This window comes from Sphingomonas sp. CV7422, assembly GCF_027945725.1.
GTDB classification, from domain to species: domain Bacteria; phylum Pseudomonadota; class Alphaproteobacteria; order Sphingomonadales; family Sphingomonadaceae; genus Sphingomonas; species Sphingomonas kyungheensis.
The window spans coordinates 2,097,542-2,122,385 of record NZ_CP115900.1 but is presented as its reverse complement, the minus strand read 5'-3'; the positions used below and the strand labels follow the sequence as shown (position 1 = coordinate 2,122,385).

At 68.8% G+C, this 24,844-nt stretch carries 21 protein-coding genes and 1 tRNA gene; 8 read left to right on the top strand and 14 right to left on the bottom strand.

Annotated elements, in window-relative coordinates; genetic code table 11:
* The first annotated feature begins 89 nt into the window (after positions 1-89).
* On the top strand, positions 90-3,218 hold the full coding sequence (locus PBN85_RS10275; protein ID WP_271298893.1) for a TonB-dependent receptor domain-containing protein: 3,129 nt from the start codon (positions 90-92) through the stop codon (positions 3,216-3,218).
* A gap of 33 nt (positions 3,219-3,251) precedes the next feature.
* On the opposite strand, the gene PBN85_RS10270 is transcribed toward PBN85_RS10275, so the two are convergent.
* Both PBN85_RS10270 and PBN85_RS10265 read right to left on the bottom strand, forming a co-directional pair.
* Positions 3,252-3,704 carry an SRPBCC domain-containing protein gene (locus PBN85_RS10270; RefSeq protein WP_271298892.1) on the bottom strand — a complete coding sequence of 151 codons (453 nt, stop codon included), beginning with the start codon at positions 3,702-3,704 and terminating at the stop codon, positions 3,252-3,254.
* 53 nt (positions 3,705-3,757) lie between these two features.
* Entirely contained in the window at positions 3,758-4,348 is a 591-nt protein-coding gene (locus PBN85_RS10265) for an FKBP-type peptidyl-prolyl cis-trans isomerase (RefSeq protein WP_271298891.1), read from the bottom strand.
* Positions 4,349-4,425: 77 nt separating this feature from the next.
* Here PBN85_RS10265 and PBN85_RS10260 point away from each other — a divergent pair, with 77 nt between their 5' ends.
* Positions 4,426-5,091: an HAD-IA family hydrolase gene (locus PBN85_RS10260; RefSeq protein ID WP_271298890.1), complete on the top strand. Its 666-nt coding sequence runs from the start codon at positions 4,426-4,428 to the stop codon at positions 5,089-5,091.
* On the opposite strand, the gene PBN85_RS10255 is transcribed toward PBN85_RS10260, so the two are convergent.
* Both PBN85_RS10255 and PBN85_RS10250 read right to left on the bottom strand, forming a co-directional pair.
* Positions 5,088-6,413 carry a PQQ-dependent sugar dehydrogenase gene (locus PBN85_RS10255; RefSeq protein WP_271298889.1) on the bottom strand — a complete coding sequence of 442 codons (1,326 nt, stop codon included), beginning with the start codon at positions 6,411-6,413 and terminating at the stop codon, positions 5,088-5,090. The genes PBN85_RS10260 and PBN85_RS10255 overlap by 4 nt on opposite strands.
* Positions 6,410-6,865, bottom strand: a complete 456-nt coding sequence (locus PBN85_RS10250; protein WP_271298888.1) for a DUF2231 domain-containing protein — start codon at positions 6,863-6,865, stop codon at positions 6,410-6,412. The genes PBN85_RS10255 and PBN85_RS10250 overlap by 4 nt, the downstream gene beginning before the upstream one ends.
* 131 nt (positions 6,866-6,996) lie before the next feature.
* Between PBN85_RS10250 and PBN85_RS10245 the strand changes: the two genes are divergently transcribed.
* The 3 genes from PBN85_RS10245 (at position 6,997) to PBN85_RS10235 (ending at position 9,468) form a co-directional block, all read left to right on the top strand.
* Positions 6,997-7,869: a hypothetical protein gene (locus PBN85_RS10245; protein WP_271298887.1), complete on the top strand. Its 873-nt coding sequence runs from the start codon at positions 6,997-6,999 to the stop codon at positions 7,867-7,869.
* A gap of 83 nt (positions 7,870-7,952) precedes the next feature.
* A complete protein-coding gene (locus PBN85_RS10240; RefSeq protein ID WP_037534302.1) occupies positions 7,953-8,384 on the top strand; it encodes a MarR family winged helix-turn-helix transcriptional regulator in 432 nt (143 codons plus the stop codon).
* Positions 8,385-8,445: 61 nt separating this feature from the next.
* Entirely contained in the window at positions 8,446-9,468 is a 1,023-nt protein-coding gene (locus PBN85_RS10235) for a YncE family protein (RefSeq protein WP_271298886.1), read from the top strand.
* A 155-nt stretch (positions 9,469-9,623) separates the two neighbouring features.
* On the opposite strand, the gene PBN85_RS10230 is transcribed toward PBN85_RS10235, so the two are convergent.
* The 4 genes from PBN85_RS10230 to moaA form a co-directional block, all read right to left on the bottom strand.
* Positions 9,624-9,821: a hypothetical protein gene (locus tag PBN85_RS10230; protein WP_037534301.1), complete on the bottom strand. Its 198-nt coding sequence runs from the start codon at positions 9,819-9,821 to the stop codon at positions 9,624-9,626.
* A 307-nt stretch (positions 9,822-10,128) separates the two neighbouring features.
* Positions 10,129-10,203, bottom strand: a tRNA-Asn gene (locus tag PBN85_RS10225).
* 314 nt (positions 10,204-10,517) lie between these two features.
* Positions 10,518-11,294: an NAD kinase gene (locus PBN85_RS10220; protein WP_271298885.1), complete on the bottom strand. Its 777-nt coding sequence runs from the start codon at positions 11,292-11,294 to the stop codon at positions 10,518-10,520.
* The gene (gene moaA / locus PBN85_RS10215) at positions 11,291-12,301 is read right to left on the bottom strand and encodes a GTP 3',8-cyclase MoaA (protein ID WP_443026738.1); all 1,011 of its coding nucleotides are present in this window, start codon (positions 12,299-12,301) and stop codon (positions 11,291-11,293) included. The genes PBN85_RS10220 and moaA overlap by 4 nt, the downstream gene beginning before the upstream one ends.
* Positions 12,302-12,399: 98 nt before the next feature.
* On the opposite strand from moaA, the gene PBN85_RS10210 reads away from it, so the two are divergent.
* Positions 12,400-14,034, top strand: a complete 1,635-nt coding sequence (locus PBN85_RS10210) for an EAL domain-containing protein (RefSeq protein WP_271298883.1) — start codon at positions 12,400-12,402, stop codon at positions 14,032-14,034.
* Entirely contained in the window at positions 14,031-14,444 is a 414-nt protein-coding gene (locus tag PBN85_RS10205) for a YybH family protein (RefSeq protein WP_271298882.1), read from the top strand. The genes PBN85_RS10210 and PBN85_RS10205 overlap by 4 nt, the downstream gene beginning before the upstream one ends.
* Positions 14,445-14,564: 120 nt before the next feature.
* Here PBN85_RS10205 and mfd read toward each other — a convergent pair whose 3' ends face one another.
* Positions 14,565-18,047, bottom strand: a complete 3,483-nt coding sequence (mfd, locus tag PBN85_RS10200) for a transcription-repair coupling factor (RefSeq protein WP_271298881.1) — start codon at positions 18,045-18,047, stop codon at positions 14,565-14,567.
* A 170-nt stretch (positions 18,048-18,217) separates the two neighbouring features.
* The gene (locus tag PBN85_RS10195; protein WP_271298880.1) at positions 18,218-18,484 is read right to left on the bottom strand and encodes an FAD assembly factor SdhE; all 267 of its coding nucleotides are present in this window, start codon (positions 18,482-18,484) and stop codon (positions 18,218-18,220) included.
* Positions 18,485-18,556: 72 nt separating this feature from the next.
* Between PBN85_RS10195 and recG the strand changes: the two genes are divergently transcribed.
* On the top strand, positions 18,557-20,614 hold the full coding sequence (gene recG, locus PBN85_RS10190) for an ATP-dependent DNA helicase RecG (RefSeq protein ID WP_271298879.1): 2,058 nt from the start codon (positions 18,557-18,559) through the stop codon (positions 20,612-20,614).
* Positions 20,615-20,645: 31 nt separating this feature from the next.
* On the opposite strand, the gene PBN85_RS10185 is transcribed toward recG, so the two are convergent.
* The 4 genes from PBN85_RS10185 to serS all read right to left on the bottom strand — a co-directional run bounded on the left by PBN85_RS10185 (position 20,646) and on the right by serS (position 24,786).
* The gene (locus tag PBN85_RS10185) at positions 20,646-20,957 is read right to left on the bottom strand and encodes a PilZ domain-containing protein (protein ID WP_037534291.1); all 312 of its coding nucleotides are present in this window, start codon (positions 20,955-20,957) and stop codon (positions 20,646-20,648) included.
* Positions 20,958-21,028: 71 nt separating this feature from the next.
* Positions 21,029-22,258 carry a tyrosine--tRNA ligase gene (gene tyrS / locus PBN85_RS10180; RefSeq protein WP_037534289.1) on the bottom strand — a complete coding sequence of 410 codons (1,230 nt, stop codon included), beginning with the start codon at positions 22,256-22,258 and terminating at the stop codon, positions 21,029-21,031.
* 20 nt (positions 22,259-22,278) lie between these two features.
* Positions 22,279-23,403 carry a LysM peptidoglycan-binding domain-containing M23 family metallopeptidase gene (locus PBN85_RS10175; protein WP_271298878.1) on the bottom strand — a complete coding sequence of 375 codons (1,125 nt, stop codon included), beginning with the start codon at positions 23,401-23,403 and terminating at the stop codon, positions 22,279-22,281.
* A gap of 102 nt (positions 23,404-23,505) precedes the next feature.
* Positions 23,506-24,786: a serine--tRNA ligase gene (serS, locus tag PBN85_RS10170; protein WP_271298877.1), complete on the bottom strand. Its 1,281-nt coding sequence runs from the start codon at positions 24,784-24,786 to the stop codon at positions 23,506-23,508.
* Positions 24,787-24,844 lie beyond the last annotated feature (58 nt).

Sequence of the window (24,844 nt, the reverse complement as noted above, 5' to 3'; positions counted from 1 at the left end):
TTATGTCGGGTTTGTCATCGTCCTGTTACGATCCTGACAGGCCCACACTTTCAAATTCTTCCCCAACAAGATAGCAAACAGGGGAAAATATGCGCCATCTGCTTAGCGCCACGGCCTTGCTCGGCACGCTTGCGATGCTGCCGACCATGGCGGCTGCTCAGACCACGCCGGTTCCGTCGCAGGACAGCACCGACACCGCCGTCACCCAGGACGACACCGCCAATGCCGCCGCCGGCCGGCCCGCCGCCGACGCGGGCGATGACATCATCGTCACCGGTTCACGCATCGCCAGCCCGAACCTGACCTCGCCCAATCCGATCACCACCGTCCAAGGCGGTGACTTCTTCAAACAGGGGCAGGTGTCGATCGGCGATCAGCTCAACCAGCTGCCGCAGCTTGCCCCGACGTTCAGCCAGTCGAACTCGACGCGTTTCCTCGGTACCGCCGGGCTCAACCTGCTCGATCTGCGTAATCTCGGCACGCAGCGGACGTTGGTGCTGGTCAATGGCCGCCGCCACGTTGCCGGCGACATCCTCAATTCGGGTACGTCGGTCGATACCAATACCATCCCGACCGATCTAATCCAGAGCGTCGACATCGTCACCGGCGGTGAGTCGGCGATCTATGGCTCGGACGCGATCGCGGGTGTGGTCAATTTCGTGCTCAAGGATCATTATCAGGGCCTCGAAATGCGCGGCCAGAGCGGCGTCAGCACCTATGGTGACGGCGGCGCGAGCTTCGCCAGCCTGCTCGCTGGTCGCAACTTCAGCGACGGACGCGGCAACGTCGCGGTCAATGTCGAATATGCGCACCAGGATCAGTATTTCGCGACGACCCGGCCGTACCTCGATCAGCAGACGTCGTTCGTCCAGGTCAATCCGACCGGCAGCGCCGGCAATCCCGAGAACATCCTCTACAACGACGTCCGCAATGCGGCGTACAGTGAGACCGGCGTGATCCGCTTCGGCGGCAATTCGCTGTTCAATGCCGGCACCGGCCCGAACGGCGTCGCTTATTATGTGCCGTACCAGTTCACTCCCGACGGTAATCTCGTGCCGCTGACCGGGCAGCGGGTCGGCTATGGCCCCAATGGCTCGTTCATCGGCGGCAACGGCAGCAACTTCCGCAGCGGCACCGAATTCCAGATCCAGCCGCAGCTCAACCGCTATAACGTCAGCCTGGTCGGCCATTATACCGTTGCCGACGCCTTCGAGCCGTTCGTCGAGGCGACCTATTCGCATACCTCGGTGTTCGGCTCCGGATCGAGCGGCCCGGCGTTCATCAACGGCGGCGTGTTCAGCGACAGCCGCGAAGCGATCCGGCTCGACAACCCTTATCTGACCTCGCAGGCGCTGGCGACGATCACCACCAATCTGCTCGCCGCAAATCCGACGCGGGTGATCACCGGAGCGACCACCGTCAACGTTCGCGAGATCATGGCGGGGCTCGGCAACCGGTCCGAACAGTCGGACCGCGATACCTTCCGCGTCGTCGGCGGTATTCGTGGCGAGTTCAACGACAATTGGCATTACGAGATCGCCGGAAACTACGGTTCGTTCCGCGAGAAGACCGAGGTGCTCGGCAATCTCAACGTTCAGCGCTTCCTCCTTGCCAACGATGCGACGCGTAACGCCAACGGTCAGATCGTCTGCCGTTCGCAAATCAATCCTGCCGCGGCCGTCGGCTATGCAGGGGTGACCGATCCCAACCAGGCGGCGGTGCTCGCACAGGACGTGGCCGCCTGCGTGCCGATCAATGTCCTCGGCGGCCAGTTCACCGACGCACAGCGCGCCTATCTGCTGCCCAACACCACTTCGACCGGCAAGATCACGCAATTCGACGTCAGCGCCTTCATCTCGGGCGACCTGCGGCAGTTGTTCTCCCTGCCCGGTGGCCCGATCGGTTTCTCGATTGGCGGCGAATATCGGCGTGAGACGAACCTGTACGCGCAGGACCCGCTCGTCTCGAACGGCTACACCTTCTACAATGCGATACCGGCGTTCAACGCGCCGGCGCTGAAGGTCAAGGAAGCCTATGGCGAGATCCGTATCCCGCTGCTCAAGGACATTCCGCTGATCAAGGAGCTGACCGTGTCGGGTGCGGCGCGCGTGTCGGACTATAACACGTCGGCGGGGACGGTCTGGTCGTATAACGGGTCGGCGATCTGGCGGCCGGTCAGTGACCTGACATTGCGTGCAAGCTATGCACGCGCCGTTCGGGCGCCCAATCTCGGCGAGTTGTTTACGCCGAACGGCACGAACTATCAATTCATCACCGATCCCTGCTCGGCGGACAACATCACCAAGGGGTCAAATCCCGCCAACCGCCAGGCAAATTGCGCCGCCGCCGGCCGACCAACCGGCTACAACTTCCAATATTCGAACTCGCTGCTGTATCGCAGCGGCGGCAACCCGAACCTCAGTGCGGAAACGTCCGACTCCTATACCTATGGCGGCGTGTTGCAGCCGCACTGGATTCCGGGGCTGGCGATCACCGTCGATTATTACAACATCAAGGTGCGGCAGGCGATCGCCTCGGTCGATGCGCAGACCATCATCAACCAATGCTATGATCTGCCGAGCCTCAGCAACCAGTTCTGCGCCTTGTTCCAGCGAGCGGGTGCAAGCGGCGGGCCGAGCGGAGAGATCCCGTTCCAGGTATTGGAAGGATCGCTGCTGTCGTCGGGCGTCAACTTCGGCGCCTTGCGTGCCCGCGGCATCGATACGTCGGTGACCTACAATCGCCGGATCGCCGATTATGGTGAGGTATCGCTGCGGGGCAATTACACCCACGTCTTCCAGCGGGACGATTTCACCGATCCGACCCGCCCGGATTACGTCACCCGCGATCTCGACAATCTCGGTACGCCGCGCGACCGCTTTACAATCAACGCCGACTTCAAGTCCGGGCCGTTCACGCTCGGCTATCGCCTTCGTTGGTTCGGCCGCCAGTATGTCGGCGATTACAGCTATTATAACTCGCTCAACGGCAATGCACCGACCGACCCTTATTATGCGAATTACAAATATTATCCGGTCATCGCCTACCATGATCTGCGTCTCGGCATCGATGCAACGGACAAGTTCAATTTCTACCTGGGCGTGACCAACCTCGGCAACAAGCATCCGCCGCTCGACCTGACCGGCCTCGGCCAGGGCAGCGGGCAATATGATACGCTCGGCCGCTTCGTCTATGCGGGCGTGCAGGCGAAGTTCTGATGGTTGGGACGCAGGTGCCGGTCGGCACCCGCCTCAGCCGGTGACGAGCGTGTCGAGCTGGCGCAATTGCTCCGGCCAGCCGCTCGTGCTGCCCTCCGCGACCGCGGCGTCGCGTGCGGCGGCGGTCGGATAGACTTCGGTGACGGTGACGCGGGTGGTGCCGTCCTGCTCGGCGAAGGTGACGGTGGTGACCGCGCCGTCCGCCTCTTCCTCGTTGGTCCAGACGATGCGCCGGGCGTCGATCACCTCGACATAGCGGCCGTGGAAGACCAGCGGCTCGCGGCGCCCCGGCGGCACGATCGCCAGCCGGTAGTGGCCGCCGGTCTCGACCCGCATCTCAAGGTCGGCCAGCGTCAGCCCGGACGTTTCGGGCAGCCACCAGCGCCGGAACAGCTCGGGCCGCGCCCAGGCCGCGAACACCTGCGCGGGCGGCGCGGCGACCCGTTGCTCGACGACGAAGCTGCGGTCCGTGGGCGCCTGCGTCATCGCTTTCTCTCCTCGCTTATCCGGGAGAGATCAAAGCACAAGCACGTGGCGCGTCAAGGCTTGGGCGGCGTCGCCGGCTGCGGGGCGGGGGCGGCGGCGGCGGCGGCCGGCGGTTCGGCGCGCATCTGCTCGACTTCGGCGGCGGTCTTATAGTCGAGCAACTCGACCTGGAAGACGAGGTCGCTGTTCGCCGGGATCGGCCCGGAGGCCTGCGCGCCATAGCCGAGCGTCGCGGGGATGCAGAAGCGGACGACGGCATTGCGCGCCATCATCTGCAACCCCTGCGAGAAACCGGGGATGACGCCGTCGACCGGCAGCGGCGCGCGCATGTTCTGGTCAAACACCGCGCCGGTCGCCTTGAGGTAGCCGACGTAATTGATCAGCACGACGTCGCTCTTGGCGGGCATCGTGCCGCTGCCGGCGCGCAGGACCGTATAGCCGAGGCCGGTCGGCGTCGTCGCGCTGCACAGCCGCTGGCCGGCGGGGACGATCGGGTTGAGCGGCAGCGGGATGATCGCAGTGTTGGGCGCGGCGGGCGCGGGGACGCGCTTGCGGACGGTCGCGCCGCTGGCGGGAAGGGCGATCGCCAGCATCGGCAGGATCGCGGCGGCAACGAGTGGGCGGAGGCGGGTGTGGCTGAACATCGCGCGCCTATACGCAGGCGATCGCCGCCGCGCTACATAGGTTGCACGGCCGGCGCTTATCCTTACGGGTGCGGCGCATGACCGATCCCGCCCCGACGCCCTATCCCGGCCGCCGCTTCGCCGCCTTCCTGTTCGACATGGACGGCACGCTGATCACCAGCATCGAATCGGCCAATCGCGCCTGGACCGAATGGGCGCAGGGTCATGGCATCGATCCGGATCACGTGCTGTCGATCCTGCACGGCGTGCGGACGATCGAGACGATGCGGCGGCTCGGCGTCGCCGATCCCGAGAAGGAGGCGGCGGCGATCACCGCGCGCGAGATCGAGGACACCAGCGGCGTCACGGCGATCCCCGGCGCGGCGGCGTTCCTCGCCGCACTGCCGACGGAGCGCTGGGCGATCGTCACCTCCGCGTCGCGGCCGCTCGCCGAGGCGCGGCTCGCCGCCGCCGGCATCCCGGTCCCGCCGGTGCTCGTCACCTCGGAAGACGTCGTCCACGGCAAGCCCGATCCCGCCTGCTTCCGGCTCGGCGCCGAGCGGCTCGGGATCGACGTGGCGGACTGCCTGGTGTTCGAGGATACGATCGCCGGCCTCACCGCCGCCGATGCCGCCGGTGCCGCGGCGGTCGCGATCACCGCGACGCACACGCACCCGATCGGCACGGCGCATCCCGCTATCCCCGATTACCGCGGCCTGACCGTCGCCACCGAGGCAGACGGTCTGACCATCGTCGCCGGTTAGCCGGCCGACACCCGCCACAGCACGTTGCCGGCATCGTCGGCGACGAGCACCGCGCCGGTGCGATCGATACCGACGCCGACCGGCCGGCCGCGCACCTGCTTGCCGTCGGGCGACAGGAAGCCCGACAGGAAATCCTGCGTCTTGCCGCTCGGCCGGGCATTGGTGAAGGGGACGAAGACGACCTTATAGCCGTTGAGCTCGTCGCGATCCCAGCTGCCGTGTTCGCCGATCAGCGCCCCGCCGCGATAGCGCGCCGGCAGGCTGGTGCCCGTGTAGAAGGTCAGCCCCAACGCAGCGACATGGCTGCTCAGCGCGTAATCGGGCGGGATCGCCCGCGCGACGAGATCCGGCCGCTGCGGCATCACGCGCGGATCGATATGCTGGCCGTAATAGCTGTAGGGCCAGCCGTAGAAGCCGCCGTCGCGCACCGAGGTCAGATAATCGGGCACGAGGTTCGGGCCGAGTTCGTCGCGCTCGTTGGCGACGACCCACAAGGTGTTGGTGCCGGGGTAGAAATTGGGGCTGTTGGGATTGCGCAAGCCGCCCGCGAAGACGCGCGCTCGGCCGGAGGCACGATCAATCTCCCATACCGCGGCACGGTTCTTCTCCGCTTCCATGCCGTTCTCGGTGATATTGCTGTTCGATCCGACCGTCGCATAAAGCAGGCGGCCGTCGGGGCTGAGCGTCAGGCTCTTGGTCCAGTGATGATCGATCGGCCCGCCGGGCAGTTCGGTCAGCCGCGTCGGCGCGACGGTGATCCGCGTCTGGCCGAGCGTGAAGGGATAGCGCAACACCGCGTCGGTCGCGGCGACGTAGAGATGATTGTCGGCGAAGACCACGCCGAACGGCGAGTTGAGCTTGGCGAGCAGCACGGTGCGCAACTCGGGCACGCCATCGCCATTGGCGTCGCGCAACAGCGTGATCTGATTGGTCGGCCCGCTCGGCTTGGCGCCGCTCTGCCCCGTGGCGCGCTTCTGCACCCAGGAGACGATCGGGTTCTTGGGTCGGGTGATCGGATCGAGATTGGGGCCCTGCGATTCGACGACGAGCACGTCGCCATTGGGCAAGGCCAGCATGTTGCGCGGATGGTTGAGGTTCCGCGCCATCGCCTGCACGCGCATGCCGGGCGCGGCGGTCGGCATCTCGCTGCCGTGCCAGCCGACGACTTCGGCGACGTGGATCGGCGGCACGAGATATTGCTTCGGCGCGGGCAGCACCGGATCCGGCCCGATCTGGCTGTTGCGATCGAATTTGTGCCCGCCGTCGTTGCATCCGGCGAGCGCGACGACCAATGCGCCGGCCAGCGCGACACGCGCGCTCATGAACGCACCCCGACGCGATGCTTGTAGACTAGCGAGCCACCGAGCCATGCGCTGACCGCGAGCAAGGCGACCGCGATCGCCGACAGCGTCAGCCCGGTCGGCACCACCGCGGTCCAGCCGTCGCGGCTGTGGACGAAGGCATTGACGATCTCGATCACGAAGACCGAGATGTTGATGATCATATGCGCGGTCGCCGGCCGCGCCGCGCGCACCCGCTTGTCGCCGGCATAATCGATGATTCCGGTCAACGCCGCGAACCCGCCCATCACCAGCCCGCCGGTGATCAGCCAGATCGAGAAGTTGCTCCACTGCACGTTGGCCGAATTGAGATAGGCGAGATCGGTGATCAGCGCGCCGACGAACCCGACGATGGGAAAGGGCACCAGCATCGGGTGCAGCGGATGGCCGAACAGCGATACGGTCGATCGCGGATTGCCGGAAGGATGGTTCATTCTCGCATAGCGTCACCGCCGTTGTAATGTTCCAGACGGGCCGGAACGGAGGTAAGTAAAGCTCCGGCATAACATCGATCAGTGATTTTCGCTATATTGCTTTGCCGAAGTTGTTGCCATGGCCGGAGAGGATGATCGACGACAGGATATTTTGGACCCGGTGCGGCGGCGCGATCGTGGCGGCGGTGTTCGTCGCTGCCGCGGCCGGCGCGCAGGTGCCGACCATCGATACCGAAGATGCGACGATCGGCAGCGACACAGCCGGCGCGGGGCGCTTTCATCTCAGCGCGGGGCTCGATGCGCGCAACGGCGATTTCGCCCGCGGCAGCTATGACGACGACCGCGCCGATCTCGACAGGCTGCCCGTCCATCTACAGCTCGGCGTGGCGCTCGACCTATGGCGGCGGGACGGTGGCGATCCGGGCGGCTGGTTCCTCCTGCGCACCAGCAACGGCTTCCACACCCCCCGCCTCGCGGAGCGAACGGCGCCACGCGGCTGGTATGAGAGCAACACGCTCGCCGCTTTGGTGCTCGCGCCGAGCAAGGCGCTGCGCACCGCCGTCATCTATACGGTCAAGGCCAGTCCCAACGGCATCGCCGCGACGACGCATGAGGCGAGCCTGTCGCTCGCGCACGATGACGCGCTGTCGCCGACCTTCGTCGTGACGATGCGGCCGAAGGGCGACGGTGGCGTCTATACGCAGGCGGGGGCGGAACCGGCGGTCACGCTCGGTGAGGGCGATGGGGCGGCGAAGCTCAGCCTGCCGCTCGCGCTCGGCATCGGCTGGCACGGCTTCTATGGCGCGGGCAGCGGCGACCGGGTGTTCGCCAGCGCCGGCGCCGCGCTGGTCAAGCCGTTCCGGCTTGGTGCGACGCCGGGGACGATCCGCTGGGAGGCGCTCGCCTTGCATCGTGACCGCCGCCTCGCCCGGCTGAGCGGTCCGGATGGCGAGACGGCGCGGATCGTCCCGCTCGTCACCTGGTCCGTGTCGCTCGCCTATTGACGGCGCGGCGCGGCGGGTCACCCGACCGCGCGCGTTGCCCGGCATGCGCCTGCTGCGCTATCGCCCGCCGGTGAGGAGATCCGATGGCCGATCCGCTACCGCTCGACGAACAATTGTGTTTCTCGCTCTACGCGGCGACCATCGCGATCAACCGCGCCTATAAGCCGGTGCTCGACCGGCTCGGCATCACCTATCCGCAATTCCTCGTCCTGCAGGTGCTGCACGGCGCCGCGGACGGCCGCGCGATCGGCGAGATCGCCGAGCGGTTGGCGCTCGAGCCGAGCACGATCACCCCGCTCGCCAAGCGGCTCGAGGCGGCGGGACTGGTGACGCGGCTGCGCAACCCCGCCGACGAGCGGCAGGTGCGCGTGCGCCTGACCGACGCGGGCGAGGCCTGCTGGGCGGAGACCGGCTGCCTCGCCCCGCTGATCGTCGCGCGCAGCGGCATGGCGCCGGAACGGCTCGCCGCGCTCAACCGCGAAGTCGCCGCCTTGCGCCGCGCGCTCGCCGAATAGACTGCGCCGCCGACGGGAACTCCGGCGGTGGTTCGATCCTTCACCCCATGATGAAGGAGCTATGGCATTGATCGATCGACGGCAGGGATTGTGGATGCTGGCCGGCGGCGGTGTCGCGGCGATGGCGCTCGGCGTCCGCGCCGCCGCGCAACCCGCGACCTCCGAAGCCAGCCGTCAGACGCTCGCCCTGATCGAGAAGGGGGCGGGAGGCATCGGCTTTTACGAGGTGCCGGGCGGATCGCCGGTCGCGACGCTGCACCTCGGCACGCAGCCACACGAGATTGCCGCCGATGCCGCCGGCCGCTTCGCCTATGTCGGCCATTATGGCGTCGAGAGCTGGAAGGCGCCGGGGGCGGGGGGCAGTGCGATCTGGGTGATCGACCTCCACCGCCGGGCGCTGGCGCGGACGATCGACCTGTCGCCGCTGGGTCGGCTCCACGCGGTGCGACTCGACCGGCAGGGGCGTCTCTACGTGCTCGCCGAGGCGGACAGCGTCCTCGCGCGCTTCGACCACCCGGCGACCGATGACGCGCCCTCGCGGCTGATCCCGGTCGGCGGCGCGCGCAGCCACTATCTCGTGCTCCGGCGCGACGGATCGCGCGCCTATGTCGCCGATACGTTGAGCGGCGGCGTCATCGCCATCGATCCCGAGGACATCGGCACCGCGCCGCTGCGTCGCGCTGTCGGCACCGCGCCGGAGGGCATGACGCTCAGCCTCGACGAGCGCACGCTCTATGTCATCGATCGCCCCGCCGGCACGCTCCACGCGCTCGATGCGGAGACGCTGGCCGAGCGCAATCGCCGGACGATGCGCGGCGAGGCGGTGCGGATCGTCACGGCGGCGGACGGCCGGCTGATCGTCGCCAATACCGCCGACCGGAGCCTGACGCGGCTCGATCCGGTGACGCTCGCCGAGCAGGACCGGCTGCCGCTCGACGCCGCCGCCAACGGGCTCAACCTGTTCGGCGATACGCTGTTCGCCTCGCTCGACAGCGACCGGGTGGCGATCATCGACCTGCGGCGCTGGGCGATCACCGGCGGCTTCGCCACCGGTAAGTCACCCGATGCGGCGGTGCTCGCCTGACTTCCGACAGACAAGGATCGACGATGACCGACAGCGACGAACGACCCCAGCGCGACGCACTGCCCCGCATGATGATGTTCGTCGGCGTGATCACGCTGATCACGCTGGCGATCCTCGCGTGGTTCGCGCTCGGCAACTAGCCGCGCGCCGGGGTCTCAGGCGAGCTTGGCGATCTCCACCGCATTGAGCGTGCGGCGCAGGTTCGGCTCCGGCCCTTCGAGGACCAGATAGGCCGATGCGCGCGCTGCCGCGTCGAGCCGCTGCCAGCGGTCAAGGCATTCGCGCACTGACGCCCGCCACGGCTGATGGATCGAGGCGACGAGTTGCGCGGTGATGGGGGCCGGCGATTCCACGATGAAATCCTGTTCCAGAGAGACGGTGACGCCGCCGCTCTAGACGCAATTCGTGTCGCGTGCACTAACGCTGGCTGGTCCCGCGCGCGGGACGGCGCTTATTCCGGTCTGGTGAGCTTGCGCCGGTCGACCAGCGCGATCACCACGGGGATGCTGAGCAGGGCCACGGCGGTCGCACCGATTGCCACTTCCAGGAAGACCATCATCATCGCTCTCCAGCGGGAGCGTCTACGCCCCTCGTCTGCGGGGATGATGTCGGGGGTGGGGAACGAACGCAAGCCGGTTTTCACACGCGATCGGTGGAAAATGGCTCCCTGAGTAGGATTCGAACCTACGGCCGCTCGATTAACAGTCGAGAGCTCTACCGCTGAGCTATCAGGGAACGCTGCGTCGTGGAGGGGGTCTATAGCCGCCAAAAATTGCAGTGCAACCCCGTTGTCACGTTTTTCCACAGCTTCGTGCGCTGCCGGGGTGGGCGATCGAGAATTCGGGCGGAGACGCGGAGAAGAGGGCGCGCGTGTCGAGGTACGGAGGCTTTCGGATCAGGCAGGACCCGTCTCGCTTCGGCGGATCAGCAGAGCGGGGCGCTGCCGCGTTCGATCTTCGCGCCTTCGCAGGTGTCTGACACGGCATTGGCCGGGAGCGGGATCACTTGACGGGTTGGAGCGCCGGTGGGCCTGCACGCGCGCCGGGGCGTCAGGCGACGAATTGCTCCATCGTGATCCGGTCGTCGAGCGCGTGTTCGGGATCGAACAGGAGTGTCAGCTCGCGCGCCCGGTCCATGCAGATCGACACCTCAGCGACGTCGCGGAATTCGCGCTGGTCGGCGACGGCGGAGACCGGGCGCTTGGCGGGGTCGAGCACGCGCAGCGTGATCCGCGCCTTGTCGGGCAGGATCGCGCCGCGCCAGCGCCGCGGGCGGAACGGGCTGATCGGGGTCAGCGCGAGCATGTTGGAGCCGAGCGGCAGGATCGGCCCCTGCGCCGACAGATTATAGGCCGTCGACCCGGCCGGCGTCGCCACCAATATGCCGTCGCAGGCGAGTTCGGGCATGACGATCCGGTCGTTGACCGTCACCTCCAACTTGGCGGTCTGCCGCGTCTCGCGGAGCAGCGACACCTCGTTGATCGCGGGTGCCTGATGGACGCGGCCGTCGATGCCGGTGATCGTCGCGGCGAGCGGCGTCACCTTGAACGACTTGGCGCGGTTCAGCCGTTCGGCGATGCCGTGCCGCCGCCATTCGTTCATCAGAAAGCCGACCGTGCCGAGGTTCATGCCGAACACCGGCACCGGCGGGCCGCGGCGATCGAGCAGGCCATGCAGCGTCTGCAACATGAAACCGTCTCCGCCGAGCGCGATCAGCACGTCGGCGTTGGCAGGATCGACCCAGTCGAGCGCGTCGGCGATCTCCGCCGCGGCGGCCTGGGCCGGCGCGGTCGGAGAGGCGACCAGCGCCCGCCGCTCGTAGCTCATCCGCCGGTGACGCTCATATGCCGCGCGACGGCCGGCGCCGCGCCGCTGGCGATGCGGAAATCATGCCGCGCCGGCTTGCGCGACAGGCCGATGTCGATTGCGGCGTCGAGTCCTTCGATCCCGCCGTCGCGCAACGCAGCCTTGAGGTCGACCTGATCGTCATGGCCGAGACAGAGATACAATTTGCCCTCGGTGGTCAACCGCACGCGGTTGCAGCCGTCGCAGAAATTGGCGGTGAGCGGAGAGATCAGCCCGAGCCGCGTCTTGCTGTCGCCGACGCGCCAATAGCGCGCCGGGCCGCCGGTGCGGTGCGAATCGCGGGCCATCGCGAACTGCGCCTGAAGATCGGCGAGCACGCGGGTCAGCGGCACGAAACGGTCGGTGCGATCCTCGTCGATCGCGCCGAGCGGCATCGTCTCGATCAGCGACAGGTCGTGGCCCTCGTCGACACACCAGCGCAGCATCGCCGGTATCTCGTCCTCGTTGAGCCCCGCCAGCGCGACCATGTTGATCTTCACCGCCAGCCCCGCGGCGCGTGCCGCGGCGATGCCGCGCAGAACCTGGTCGAGATCGCCGTGGCGGGTGATGTAGCGGAAACGGTCGGCGTCGAGGCTGTCGAGGCTGACGTTGATCCGGCGGATGCCCGCGTCGACCATCGCGCCGGCATAGCTCTCCAGCCGCGTCGCATTGGTGGTCATCGTCAGCTCGTCGAGCCCGGTGCCGACATGGCGGCCGAGCCGGCGGACGAGATCGCCGACGTCACGCCGGACCAGCGGCTCGCCGCCCGACAGGCGGATCTTGGTGACGCCGCGCGCGATGAAGCGCTCGGCGATGATCGCGATCTCGTCGAGACTGAGCAGCGCGGCGCGCGGCAGGAAGGTCATCTGCTCGGCCATGCAATAACGGCAGCGCAGGTCGCACCGGTCGGTAACCGAGATGCGCAGATAGCGGATGGTGCGACCCTGCGGATCGACCAGCGGCTGAGCGGATTGGGGAAGGCTGGTCATCATCAGGAGCTAAGCGGTCAACCGTTAGCGGACAAGTCCGTTCCGTTTCCTATGCGGCGGCATTGCCGCTGCGCTGTCAGCAGCTTAGGCAGGCGGCAATGGTTACAGAGGCGGAGCGCGCGACGCTGTTCATCGTATCGGGCGCCCGCGGCGCGGCGGCAGCGGCCGATTGGCCGGGCTGGCGCGTCGTGCCCGACGACGGCGGCGACGGCATCGCGGCACGCGCGCTCGCCAGCGCGGCGGCGTTGCTCGTCGTCGATGGGCGCGAGGATCCGGACGGCGGGCTCGTCGGCGTGCGCGCGCTCGGCGGCCTGGCCGCGGCGACCGGTGGTGCGCTGCTCGCCTGGGTCGACGATCTCGGGCCGCTCGAGGCACTGCACGCGGCCGGTGCGACGCATTTCCTGATCGACCGCGACGATGCGGACGAACGCTTGCAGGTCGCCCGGTTCGCCGCCCGCGCGCCGATCGACCGGCGCAATCACGGCATCGGCGAGCCGGCCGAGGCGCCCGATGCGGCGGTCTGGCTGTCCGCGCGGCGCGCGGCGGGGGATGCGGTCGGCGTGCTGCGGATCGCGCTGTCGCGGCTCGACATCCTCAACGCCGCGCGCGGGCGGGCGGTGGGCGATGCCTCGATCGCCGCGGCGCGCGCGCGCGTCACCGCGATCACCCGCGCGCTGCTCGGCCCCGCCGGCTTCGTCGCGGCGCCGGCGGGTGGCGAGATCGTCGTCGCCGCCGCCGCGTCGCCCGAGGTGATGACGACGCTCGCCGCCGCGCTCGACGCCGCGCTGGCGCAGCCGCTGCCGATCGGTCAGCGGCAGGCGGTGCTCGGCAGTCGCTGGGGCATGGCGGTGAGCGGCCCCGCCGACGATGCCGTGCGCCTGCTCCGCCGCGCCGGCGAGGCGTTGCGCGACGCCAAGGCGAGCGACGGCGCGATGATCCGCATCGCCGGTCCGGAAGGCGCGGCGCCGCTCGATTCGCTGGCGATCGACCTGCACCTCGCGATCGAGCGCGGTGAGATCGACGTGCTGTTCCAGCCGCAGGCGCGGTTCGATTCGCCGCGGATCACCGGCGTCGAGGCACTGGCGCGCTGGACGCACGGCCGGCTCGGCCCGCTTGGCGCCGACGCGCTGTTCGCCGCCGCCGACCGTGCCGATCTCGGCATCGCCTTGTCCGATCATATCCAGCGGCTGGTGCTCGCCCGCGTCGCCGCCTGGCCCGCCGCGCTCGACCATTTGCGCGTCTCGCTCAACCTCACCGCGGGCGATCTCGGCCGGCCGGGCTTCGCCGCCTTGTTCCTCGCCCGCGTGCAGGCGAGCGGCGTGCCCTTCGACCGGCTCACCGTCGAGATCACCGAGACCGGCGCGATCCGCAATCTCGAGGCGGCGGCGGCGGTCCTCGCGACGCTGCGCGACGCCGGCGTGCGCGTCGCACTCGACGATTTCGGCACCGGCTATTCGAGCCTCGCCTATCTCACCGCGCTGCCGCTCGATTATCTCAAGCTCGACAAGGCGCTCGCCTGTGCGATCGACGGCAATGCGCGGCATCGCGGCGTGGTGCGCGCGGTGATGACGCTGGCGCGCTCATTGGACCTGCCGGTGATCGCCGAGGGCGTCGAGAGCGATGTGCAGCATGGCTTGCTGGCCGCCGAAGGCTGTACCTATCTGCAAGGCTATTGGCTCGCCGAACCGCTCGACGAGGCGGCGCTGGTCGCACGGGTGGAGGAAGGCGAATGATCGCGACGATGATGCTGGCGGTGGTGACCAGTCCGGCGGTGCCCGCCGATGCGGAGACGGCGATCGCTGCCGCCTTGACCGACAGCGCCGCCGGCTGGAGCGCGGGCAATATGCGACGCTTCCTCGCCATCTATGCAGAGGATGCGGTGTTCGTCACCAAGGCGGGGCTGGTCCGCGGCAAGGCGGCGATCGCCGCCCGCTACGACCGCAGCTATGGCAAGGATGCGGCGAAGCGCGGCCGGCTGTCGTTCCGCATCCTCGGCTCGCGCGGGATCGACGCGACGCACCGGATGTTGTGGGCGCAATGGCGGCTTGATTATCCCGGCGGGCGGCAGGATGCGGGCGTCACCTCCTTGCTGTTCGAACGGCAGCCGGCCGGTTGGCGTATCGTGTCCGACCATAGCAGCTGAGCGGCGGGGGCCCACACGCCCTTCGACAAGGTCAGACTGACGGCAACCGTGATGTCCTCCTGCCTCCATCTCCGCTGAGCTGGTCGACGCGCCGCGAAATCCCCCAACGGCGCCCCGACCTTAACCCGCCGCCTTCGCCAGCCCCTTCGACAATTGCAGCGCGCCGTGCAGCCGCGACTTGGCGTCGGGCCAGGCGCGTTGCAGCACCAGCTTGCTGTCGGGGCGCAGCTTGGCGACGCCGCCGAGCCGCTCGACATAGGCGAGCAACCCCGCGACATTGGGCGGGGTATCGTCGTGGAAGCCGACCAGCACGCCGCGCGGGCCGACGTCCATCTTGGCGATGCACGCCCGCCGCGCGTTCAACTTGATCTCGATCACCCGGATCAGATTGTCGGTCGGATCGGGGAGCGGCCCGAACCGGTCGATCATCTCCGCGGCGAAGGCCTCGATCTCGGCCTTGTCCTCCAGTTCGTTGAGGCGGCGGTAGAGGCCCATGCGCAGGTCGAGGTCGGGTACGTAATCGTCGGGGATGAGGATCGGCGCATCCACCGTGATCTGCGGCGAGAAGTCGCGCGGACGCGTCGCGAGCCCGCCCGCCTTGGCGTCCATGATCGCTTCTTCCAGCATCGACTGGTAAAGTTCGTAGCCGACCTCCTTGATATGCCCCGATTGCTCGTCGCCGAGCAGATTGCCCGCGCCGCGAATGTCGAGGTCGTGGCTGGCAAGCTGGAAGCCCGCGCCGAGCGAATCAAGATCGGACAGCACCTTGAGCCGCTTTTCCGCCGTCTCGGTCATCTGCCGCTCGGGCGGTGTCACCAGATAGGCATAGGCGCGGGTCTTCGACCGGCCGACGCGTCCGCGCAGCTGATAGAGCTGGGCGAGGCCGAAGCGGTCGGCACGGTTGACGATGATCGTATTGGCGGAGGCGATGTCGATACCGCTCTCGATGATCGTCGTCGAGACGAGCACCTCGAACTTCTTGTCGTAGAAGGCGCTCATCCGTTCCTCGACCTCGGTCGGTGTCATCTGGCCGTGCGCGATGACGTAGCGGATCTCGGGCACCTCGTTGCGGAGATAGTCCTCGATATCGGGCAGGTCGGCGACACGCGGGGTGACGAGGAAGCTTTGCCCGCCGCGATAATGTTCGCGCAGCAACGCCTCGCGCAGCACCACCGGGTCCCAGGGTATGACATAGGTGCGCACCGCGAGCCGGTCGACCGGCGGCGTCTGGATCACCGACAATTCGCGGATGCCGCTCATCGCCATCTGCAAGGTGCGCGGGATCGGCGTCGCGGTCAGCGTCAGCATATGGACGTCGGCGCGCAGGGCCTTCAGCCGCTCCTTGTGGGTGACGCCGAACCTTTGCTCCTCGTCGACGATGACGAGGCCAAGTCGCTTGAAATCGATGTTTTTGGCGAGCAGCGCGTGCGTGCCGATCACCACGTCGATCGTCCCGGCGGCGAGCCCTTCCTTGACCGCCTTCGCCTCGCCGGCGGGGACGAGCCGCGACAGCCGCCCCATGTTCATCGGAAAGCCTTCGAAGCGCGCGCTGAAATTGTTGTAATGCTGGCGCGCGAGCAGGGTCGTCGGGCAGACCACCGCGACCTGCTTGCCCGCCATCGCCGCGACGAAGGCGGCGCGCAGCGCGATCTCGGTCTTGCCGAAGCCGACGTCGCCGACGATCAGCCGGTCCATCGGCTTGCCCGCCGACAGATCGCCGAGCACGTCGTCGATGGCGCGGTCCTGATCGTCCGTCTCGGCATAAGGGAAGCGGTCGACGAAGCTCGGATAGCCGCTCGCGTCGGGTTCGAGTACGTCGCCGGGATGGAGCGCACGTTCGGCGGCGGTCTTGATGAGTTCGCCGGCGATCTCGCGGATCCGCTCCTTCATCCGCGACTTGCGCCGCTGCCACGCCTCGCCGCCGAGCCGGTCGAGGCTCGCGCCCTCCTCGTTCGAGCCGTAGCGCGACAGTACTTCGAGATTCTCGACCGGGACGAAGAGCTTGTCGCCGCCGGCATATTCGACCGCGACGCAATCGTGCGGGCTCTTGCCGACGGGGATCGAGGTCAGGCCGAGATATTTGCCGATGCCGTGATCGCTGTGGACGACGAGGTCGCCCGGCGTCAGCGCGGCGAGTTCGGCAAGGAAGGCGTCCGCCGACTTCTTGCGCTTGGCGCGCCGGACCAGCCGGTCGCCGAGCATGTCCTGCTCGGTCAGCACCGCCACGTCGGGCGCGGTGAAGCCGTGATCGAGCGGCAGCACGACGAGCGCGACGCCCGCCGACTTGCCGGTATCGGCAATGCCGAGCGCGTCCTGCCAGCTGTCGGCCACCTTGCCGCCAGCGAGGCCGTGATCTTTCAGCAGATGGCCAAGCCGTTCGCGCGCGCCCGCCGAATAGCTCGCCAGCACCGGCTTCTTGCCCGCCTTGCGCAGCGCCTTGAGGTGATCGACCACCGCTTCGTAGACGTTGGCGTTGGCGGCGCGCTCGGGCGCGAAATCGCGCGGGCCGTCGACGTTGAAGTCGAGCACGCGCGGGCTTTCCGGCTCGTGGAACGGCGAGGTCAGATGCGCGCGCGCCGCCTCCAGCCCCGTCGCCCATTCCTTGGCGTCGAGGTAGAGCGTCCTGGCGGCGAGGGGGCGATAGCTGCCCGGCTGCGCCGCCTCGGCACGGCGGCGGTTCTCGAAATAATCGGCGATCGCCTCCATCCGCGCCTCGGCGGCGCCGGTGACGCCGAAATCGCGCACCATCACGTCGCCGGGCGAGAGATGGTCGAACAGCGTCGCGAGCTTGTCCTCGAACAGCGGCAGCCAATGTTCCATGCCGGCGAGCCGCCGCCCGTCGCTGATCGCCTGATACAGAGGATCGCCGGTCGCGGTCGCGCCGAACTTTTCGCGATAGCGGGTGCGGAAGCGCTTGATCGACTCCTCGTCGAGCAGGGCTTCGGAGGCGGGCAGCAAGGTGAAACCGTCGATCCGCCCGGTGGTGCGCTGGTCCTCCGGGCTGAAGGTGCGCACCGTCTCGATCTCGTCGCCGAAGAAGTCGAGCCGCAGCGCCTGCTCCTCGCCGCTCGGGAACAGGTCGACGATGCCGCCGCGTACCGCATATTCGCCTTGGTCGTGCACCGTCTCGGTGCGGACATAGCCGTTCGCCTGCAACAGCGTCGCGAGATCGTCGCGGTCGATGCGCGCGCCCGGCTCCAGCGTCGCGACGAGCTGGCGGATGCGGAACGGGGTGAGCACGCGCTGCGTCGCCGCATTCGCGGTGGTGAGCACGAGTTGCGGCGTCTTCGCGGGCTGCTGCAACCGCCACAGCGCCGCGATCCGCTCCGCCATGATGCGCAGCGTCGGGCTGGCACGATCATAGGGCAGGCAGTCCCAGGCCGGGAAGCTGATCACCTCCAGCTCCGGCGCGAAGAAGGCGGCGGTCGCCGCGACCGCGCGCATCGCCGCATCGTCCGGCGCGACGAACACCGCGCGCCCGCCCTTGCCGTTATGCGCCGCGGCGCGCGCCAGATCGGCGAGCAGCGCGGGCTGGAAGCCGACCGGCACGCCGGCGAGCGTCAGGGGCGAGGTGGCGGAAAGGATCGTCTTCAGATCGGGCATCAGAATTCCGGTCAGGGGGCGCGTACGAACGGGCGAGCTATGGTACCGTGTTGATCGCTCCCGCGAACGCGGGAGCCTAGGGTTTGGATCACCACGCCTGTTGTTCTACGTGGCTCTGAATTCCCGCGTTCGCGGGAATACCAACGCCGCGTGGCAGGGACTTTGCCGAGCTATTCCGCGACCGGCACGTAGCTCAGCGTCCGCATCCGCGCCATCATCGGCCCGTCCCAGGCAGGCGGGCAGGGCAGCGAGCCGATCGCCCAGCCCATGATGTCGACATCCTGCTCTTCGAGCAGCGCTTCGAACCAGTCGAGCTCGGCGGGCGTCCAGTCCGCCCCGAAGCGGTCGAAGAAGCCGCCGATCATCAGATCGGCCTCCTTGGTGCCGCGATGCCAGCTGCGGAACTTGAGGCGCTTCAGCCGGGTGGCGTGATCCATCGAATATCCCATACGAATTGCCCGGCAGGCGCTGGTAGCGCCGGTCGGGTGCGGTATAGCGGTCATGTAGTCATGCGCCCCGATATCCTCAATCCGCTGTTCGCCGAAGTCACCGCGCTCAAGGGGGTCGGGCCCGGGCTCGCCAAGCCGCTCGACCGGCTCGGCCTCGCCCGCGTCGTCGATGTCGCCTTCCACCTGCCGAGCGGCTGGATCGATCGCCTGCCGCGCGAGGAACTCGACGTCGCGGACGCCGGCCGCATCATCGCGATCACGCTGACGCCGCGCGATTATCGCACCAGCACCGGCCGCGGACCGACGCGCGTGCAGGCGAGCGACGCGGCGGGCAATATCGTCAGCCTCGTCTATTTCGGCGGATCGTCGGGCTGGGTGAAGAAGCTGCTGCCGATCGGCGAGCCGCGCCGCGTCTCGGGCAAGCTCGAAAGCTATGGCGAGACGCTGCAGATCATCCATCCGGAGATCGTCGGCGGCGAGGGGGACGAGGCGTTCCGCGAACGCGAGGCGATCTATCCTTTGTCGGAAGGCCTCACCTCGCGCCGCCTCGCCGGCTTCGCGGCGCAGGCGATCGCGCGCGCGCCCGATCTCGGCGAATGGATCGAACCGGGACTCAAGGCGAAGCGCGGCTGGCCCGACTGGCGCGAGGCGTTGCAGCGCATCCACGCCGATCCGGCCGACAAGCCCGCGCGCGAACGGCTCGCCTATGACGAGATCTTCGCCAACCAGCTCGCGCTGACGCTGGTGCGCGCCGATACGCGCAAGCGCAAGGGCAGGGCGCTGGTCGGTGACGGCCGGCTGCGCGATCTGCTGCGCCTCCCGTATACGCCGACCGGCGCGCAGAGCCGCGCGGTGGCGGAGATCGAGGGCGATCTAGCGCAGACCGCGCCGATGCTGCGGCTGCTGCAAGGCGATGTCGGCTCGGGCAAGACGCTGGTCGCGGCGATGGCATTGCTGATCGCGGTCGAGGCGGGGGCGCAGGGGGCGATGCTCGCGCCGACCGAGATCCTCGCGCGCCAGCATTATGAGAGCCTGCGCAAATTGCTCGCCGGCCTGCCGATCGAAATCGCCGTGCTCACCGGGCGCGACAAGGGCCGCGCGCGCGAGGCGACGCTGATGGCGCTCGCCAGCGGCGAGATCGACATCCTCGTGGGCACGCATGCAATCTTCCAGGATGCGGTCGGCTACAAGGACCTCGGCCTCGTCGTCGTCGACGAACAGCATCGCTTCGGCGTCGCGCAGCGGATGCTGTTGCAGGCCAAGGGCAAGGCGCCGCCGCACCTGCTCGCGATGACCGCGACGCCGATCCCGCGCACGCTGACGCTGGCGCAATATGGCGAGATGGACGTCAGCCGGCTCGACGAGATGCCGCCGGGGCGCGAACCGATCGAGACACGCGTCGTCTCCGAAGACCGGCTCGACGAGGTGATCAACGCGATCGGCCGCCATATGGCGGACGGCGGCCAGGCCTATTGGGTCTGCCCGCTGGTCGAGGAAAGCGAGAAGAGCGACCTTGCCGCCGCCGAGATGCGCGCCGAAACGCTGCGCCAGCGGTTCGGCGAGCGGATCGGCGTCGTCCACGGCCGGATGAAACCCGCCGAGAAGGACGCGGTGATGGAGGCCTTCGCCGGCAACCGGCTTAGCGTGCTGGTCGCGACGACGGTGATCGAGGTCGGCGTCGACGTGCCCAATGCGACGCTGATCGTCATCGAACATGCCGATCGCTTCGGCCTTGCCCAGCTGCACCAGCTGCGCGGTCGCGTCGGGCGCGGCGGCGGCCTGTCGCGCTGCCTGTTGCTGCGCGGATCGGCGCTGAGCGAGACGTCGCGCGCCCGGCTCGCCCTGATGCGGGAGAGCAACGACGGCTTCCGCATCGCCGAGGAGGATTTGCGGCTGCGCGGCGGCGGTGAATTGCTCGGCACGCGCCAGTCGGGCGAGGTGATGTTCCGGCTAGCGTTGCCCGAGATGCTGAGCGACCTGCTGCACTGCGCGCAGGACGATGCCCGCCTGCTGATCGACCGCGACGGCGGGCTCGAGGGCGTGCGCGGGCAGGCGGCGCGCGTTGCGCTCTATCTGTTCGATCGCGACGCGGGCGTCGCGCTGCTGCGGTCCGGGTAAGACGCCGCCGCGTTCCGGCGCCGCAGAACCGCTACCCTGCCATGGCCCCCAGCACGGCATGGTAGCGGTTCGCGGGGATCGGCCGCTCCATCAGGCAGCCGATCCGTCCGCCCAGCGCCCAGCGGACGGCGACGCGGACGTCACCGATCGCGGGCAGCCGGATCCAGAGCCATTCGCCGGCGGCGACCGGCGCGTCGCAGCGGATCATCAGACCCGATGGCGACAGATTGACCACCAGCGCAGGCAGGCGGCGCTGGTCGGCCAGCACCACGCTGCTGCGGAAATGCACCTCGTCGCGCGGCTCGGCGCGGTCGTCGATCGGGTCGGTTCTGGCAATCGTCACTGTCGTCCCCGATACATCCGAAAAACAACCATTTCGGACATAACCTTAGCGGCGAAGGTGTTGACGATTGCTTACCGATCCGGGGTGAGCAATCCGTGCAGCTTCTTGCCGGACGAGATACGGACGTCGTCGGTGCCCAGCGCGATCGACGCCGCCTCGTCGGTGACCTTCTCGCCGTCGACGCGCGCACCGCCGCCGGCGATCAGGCGCCGCGCCTCGCCCTTCGACTTGGCGAAGCCGAGCGCGACCAGCGCGTCGACCAGGGCGATCGATCCGCCCGCCACCGCGACCCGCGGCAGCGCCGCGCCGCTCGTACCCTCTTCGAAGGTGCGGCGGGCGGTCTCCGCGGCTTCCTCGGCGGCGGCGCGGCCGCGGCACATCGCGGTGGCTTCGTTGGCGAGCACCTTCTTCGCCTCGTTGATCTCGGCGCCGGGCAGAGCCTCGAGCCGCGCGATCTCGTCGAGCGGCAGATCGGTGAACAGGCGCAGGAAGCGGCCGACGTCGCGATCGTCGGTGTTGCGCCAGAACTGCCAGTAATCGAAGTGCGGCAGCTGGTCCTCGTGCAGCCAGACCGCGCCCGCGACCGTCTTGCCCATCTTCTGCCCGTCGGCGGTGGTGAGCAGCGGCGTGGTGACGCCATAGACCTCGCTGCCGTCCATCCGCCGCGCCAGCTCGACGCCGTTGACGATATTGCCCCATTGATCGCTGCCGCCCATCTGCAGCCGCACGCCCTGCCGCCGCGCCAGTTCGCGGAAGTCATAGCCCTGCAGGATCATGTAGTTGAATTCGAGGAAGCTGAGCGACTGTTCGCGGTCGAGGCGCAGCTTGACCGAATCGAAGCTGAGCATGCGGTTGACGCTGAAATGCTGCCCGACCTCGCGCAGGAAGGGGATATATTCGAGCCGGTCGAGCCACTCGGCATTGTTGACCATCACCGCGTCGCTCGGCCCGTCGCCAAAGCTGAGGAAGCGTTCGAAGATGCGCTGGATGCCGGCGATATTGGCGGCGATCGTCTCGTCGCTCGACAATTTGCGCGCCTCGTCCTTGAAGCTCGGATCACCGATCTTGCCGGTGCCGCCGCCCATCAGCACGATCGGCTTGTGGCCGGTCTGCTGGAGGCGACGGAGCAGCATGATCTGCACCAGGCTGCCGACGTGGAGCGACGGCGCGGTCGGATCGAAGCCGATATAGCCCGGCACCACCTGCCGCGTGGCGAGCGTATCGAGCGCGGTCGCGTCGGTGAGCTGGTGAAGATAGCCGCGGCTATCCAGCGTGCGGAGCAGATCGGACTGGTAGGTCATCCGCGCCGGTTACCGCCCCGTCAGCGCCGCGGCAACTGGCTGAGCGGATCGACCGGGGTGCGGCCTTTTCGCAGTTCGAAATGCAGCTCGGGCTGGTCGGCGAAGCCGGTGTCGCCGGACAGCGCGATCGTCTGGCCACGCTTGACGCTCTGCCCGCGCGCGACGAGCAATTTGGCGGCATGGCCGTAGACGCTGGTCCAGCCATTGCCGTGGCGGATGATGATCAGCCCGCCGAGCGCGGCGATGCCGTCACCCGCATAAGCGACGACGCCATCGGCGGTGGCATGAATCGGGGTGGAGACCGGTACGGCGATCTTGATGCCGTCGTTGCGCTCGCCGCTGCGGCCGGGGCCGAAGCGGCGGACGATCTGCCCGTCGACCGGCCAGGCAAAGCCGCCCTGCAAGCGCGCCGGCGCCGCGACCACCGCGGTCGGCGGCAGCTCTCGGCCGGGTTTGGTGATCGGCCGCACCGGGGCCTGCCGCGGTGCGGTGGCGGGCTCGCCGCCGGTGAGGATATCGTCGATGTCGAGCCGGAACGCCGCGGCGCGCTCGGCGACGCTCGGCGGCCGGCCCGGATCGCCGGGGATCAGCACGCGCTGCCCGGCGCGCAGGATATAGGGTTCGGCGAGCTGGTTGGCGGTGACGATCCGTGACCAGGCGACGCCATAGGCGCGTGCGATCGCGATGCCCGTCTCGCCCGACTGGACGCGATGATAGCGGCCGCCCGGAATGACCAGCCGCTGGCCGGGACGCAGATCATAGGGGGCGACGAGCCCGTTTGCCTGCGCGATCGGCCCGACCGCGGCACCGGTGGTCTGTGCGATCTGGGCGAGGCTTTCGCCGGGCGCGACGATATGGACCTGCTCGGCAACGGCGGGGGCGTCGGCTATAACCGGCCGCGCCTCCCACGCCGGGCGCGTCGGTCGTGGCGTCGCGACGGGCAGGGGGCGAGGCAGCGGGCGAAGCAGGGGGCGCGGGGCGGGGCGGTCGTCGCGCGGCAGCGGCGCAGGCGCGGGTGCGTCCCGCTGTGCGACCGGCGGCGGCGGGTCGGCCGGGGCATAGCCTTCGACGCTGGGGATACAGCCGCCCAGCGCAAGGGCGGCAAGCGCCACGCCGCCGGTCCGTCGCGGCCATCGCCCGGCCATGGCCAGCCGACCCGCTGACGGGCGCCGCCGGCTCAGACCGCGATCGCCCCGCGCCCCGCGCCCCGTGCGATCGTCAGACGGTGCCTCGCCCCCCGGCATCGCTCAGCGCCGGGCGACGAGCCGGTCGAGCCCGCCGAGATACGGCTGCAACACCGTCGGCACCGCGACCGCGCCGTCGTCCTGCTGGTAATTCTCCAGCACCGCGACCAGCGTCCGCCCGACCGCGAGCCCCGATCCGTTGAGCGTATGCGCGAACCGCGGCGCCTTTTCGCCCTCGACGCGATAGCGTGCGTTCATGCGTCGCGCCTGGAAGTCGCCGCAGGTCGAGCAGCTCGAAATCTCGCGATACGTATCCTGCCCGGGCAGCCACACTTCGAGATCGTAGGTCCTTCGCGCGGTGAAGCCCATGTCGCCCGCGCACAGCAGCATCCGCCGATAGGGCAGGCCGAGCGCGTCGAGGATATGTTCGGCGCAGGCGGTCATCCGCTCATGCTCCGCCTCCGATGCGTCGTCGGGGACGATCGACACCATCTCGACCTTGTCGAACTGATGCTGGCGGATATAGCCGCGCGTGTCGCGCCCCGCCGCGCCCGCTTCCGAACGGAAGCACGGGGTCAGCGCCGCGAAGCGCAGCGGCAGCTCGCCCGCCGGCAGGATGCTCTCGCGGACGATGTTGGTCAGCGACACCTCGGCGGTGGGGATCAGCCAGCGGCCGTCGGTGGTGCGGAACAGATCCTCGGCGAACTTGGGCAGCTGGCCGGTGCCGAACACCGCCTCGTCCTTGACGAGAAGCGGCGGCGCCACTTCCTCATAGCCGTGGTCGCGGGTCAGCGTATCGAGCATGAACTGGCCGAGCGCGCGTTGCAGCCGCGCCGCCTGACCGCGCACCAGGGTGAAGCGCGCGCCGGCGATCGCCACGCCGGTCTCGAAATCGAGGCCGAGCGCCGGGCCGATCGCGTCATGTTCGCGCGGCGGGAAGGCGAAGGCCGGCGGCTCGCCGCGCCGGTGGACGAGGACGTTGCCGCTCTCATCCTCGCCCTCGGGCACGTCGGCGGCGGGCAAATTGGGCAGGGCGGCGAGCGCGGTGGCAAGCGCGGCCTCCGCCTCCGCCTCCGCCGCTTCCTGCTGCGGCAGCGCGTCCTTGAGCGCGGCGACCTCCGCCATCAGCGCCTGTGCGCGCGCCTCGTCCTTCTGCGCCTTGGCGTGGCCGATCTGTTTCGACAGGTCGTTGCGGCGGGTCTGCGCCGCCTGCGCCGCGGCGATCGCCGCCCGCCGCGCATCGTCGAGCGACAGCAGCGCGGCGGCCTGCGGAGCGACGCCGCGGCGGGCGAGGGCGGCATCGAAGGCGGCGGGATCGTCGCGGATCAGGCGGATGTCGTGCATGGTGCGGCGGCTATGCCGAGACGCCCGCGCCCGCGCAAGTCGGCAACCCCGGCGCCCC

What these genes read in the sequence shown, in the direction of transcription:
- PBN85_RS10275 (WP_271298893.1), top strand. Translation starts at nt 90, where the DNA reads ATGCGCCATCTGCTTAGCGCCACGGCCTTGCTCGGCACGCTTGCGATG.
- PBN85_RS10270 (WP_271298892.1), bottom strand. Translation starts at nt 3,704, where the DNA reads ATGACGCAGGCGCCCACGGACCGCAGCTTCGTCGTCGAGCAACGGGTC.
- PBN85_RS10265 (WP_271298891.1), bottom strand. Translation starts at nt 4,348, where the DNA reads ATGTTCAGCCACACCCGCCTCCGCCCACTCGTTGCCGCCGCGATCCTG.
- PBN85_RS10260 (WP_271298890.1), top strand. Translation starts at nt 4,426, where the DNA reads ATGACCGATCCCGCCCCGACGCCCTATCCCGGCCGCCGCTTCGCCGCC.
- PBN85_RS10255 (WP_271298889.1), bottom strand. Translation starts at nt 6,413, where the DNA reads ATGAGCGCGCGTGTCGCGCTGGCCGGCGCATTGGTCGTCGCGCTCGCC.
- PBN85_RS10250 (WP_271298888.1), bottom strand. Translation starts at nt 6,865, where the DNA reads ATGAACCATCCTTCCGGCAATCCGCGATCGACCGTATCGCTGTTCGGC.
- PBN85_RS10245 (WP_271298887.1), top strand. Translation starts at nt 6,997, where the DNA reads ATGATCGACGACAGGATATTTTGGACCCGGTGCGGCGGCGCGATCGTG.
- PBN85_RS10240 (WP_037534302.1), top strand. Translation starts at nt 7,953, where the DNA reads ATGGCCGATCCGCTACCGCTCGACGAACAATTGTGTTTCTCGCTCTAC.
- PBN85_RS10235 (WP_271298886.1), top strand. Translation starts at nt 8,446, where the DNA reads ATGGCATTGATCGATCGACGGCAGGGATTGTGGATGCTGGCCGGCGGC.
- PBN85_RS10220 (WP_271298885.1), bottom strand. Translation starts at nt 11,294, where the DNA reads ATGAGCTACGAGCGGCGGGCGCTGGTCGCCTCTCCGACCGCGCCGGCC.
- moaA (WP_443026738.1), bottom strand. Translation starts at nt 12,301, where the DNA reads ATGACCAGCCTTCCCCAATCCGCTCAGCCGCTGGTCGATCCGCAGGGT.
- PBN85_RS10210 (WP_271298883.1), top strand. Translation starts at nt 12,400, where the DNA reads ATGGTTACAGAGGCGGAGCGCGCGACGCTGTTCATCGTATCGGGCGCC.
- PBN85_RS10205 (WP_271298882.1), top strand. Translation starts at nt 14,031, where the DNA reads ATGATCGCGACGATGATGCTGGCGGTGGTGACCAGTCCGGCGGTGCCC.
- mfd (WP_271298881.1), bottom strand. Translation starts at nt 18,047, where the DNA reads ATGCCCGATCTGAAGACGATCCTTTCCGCCACCTCGCCCCTGACGCTC.
- PBN85_RS10195 (WP_271298880.1), bottom strand. Translation starts at nt 18,484, where the DNA reads ATGGATCACGCCACCCGGCTGAAGCGCCTCAAGTTCCGCAGCTGGCAT.
- recG (WP_271298879.1), top strand. Translation starts at nt 18,557, where the DNA reads ATGCGCCCCGATATCCTCAATCCGCTGTTCGCCGAAGTCACCGCGCTC.
- tyrS (WP_037534289.1), bottom strand. Translation starts at nt 22,258, where the DNA reads ATGACCTACCAGTCCGATCTGCTCCGCACGCTGGATAGCCGCGGCTAT.
- PBN85_RS10175 (WP_271298878.1), bottom strand. Translation starts at nt 23,403, where the DNA reads ATGGCCGGGCGATGGCCGCGACGGACCGGCGGCGTGGCGCTTGCCGCC.
- serS (WP_271298877.1), bottom strand. Translation starts at nt 24,786, where the DNA reads ATGCACGACATCCGCCTGATCCGCGACGATCCCGCCGCCTTCGATGCC.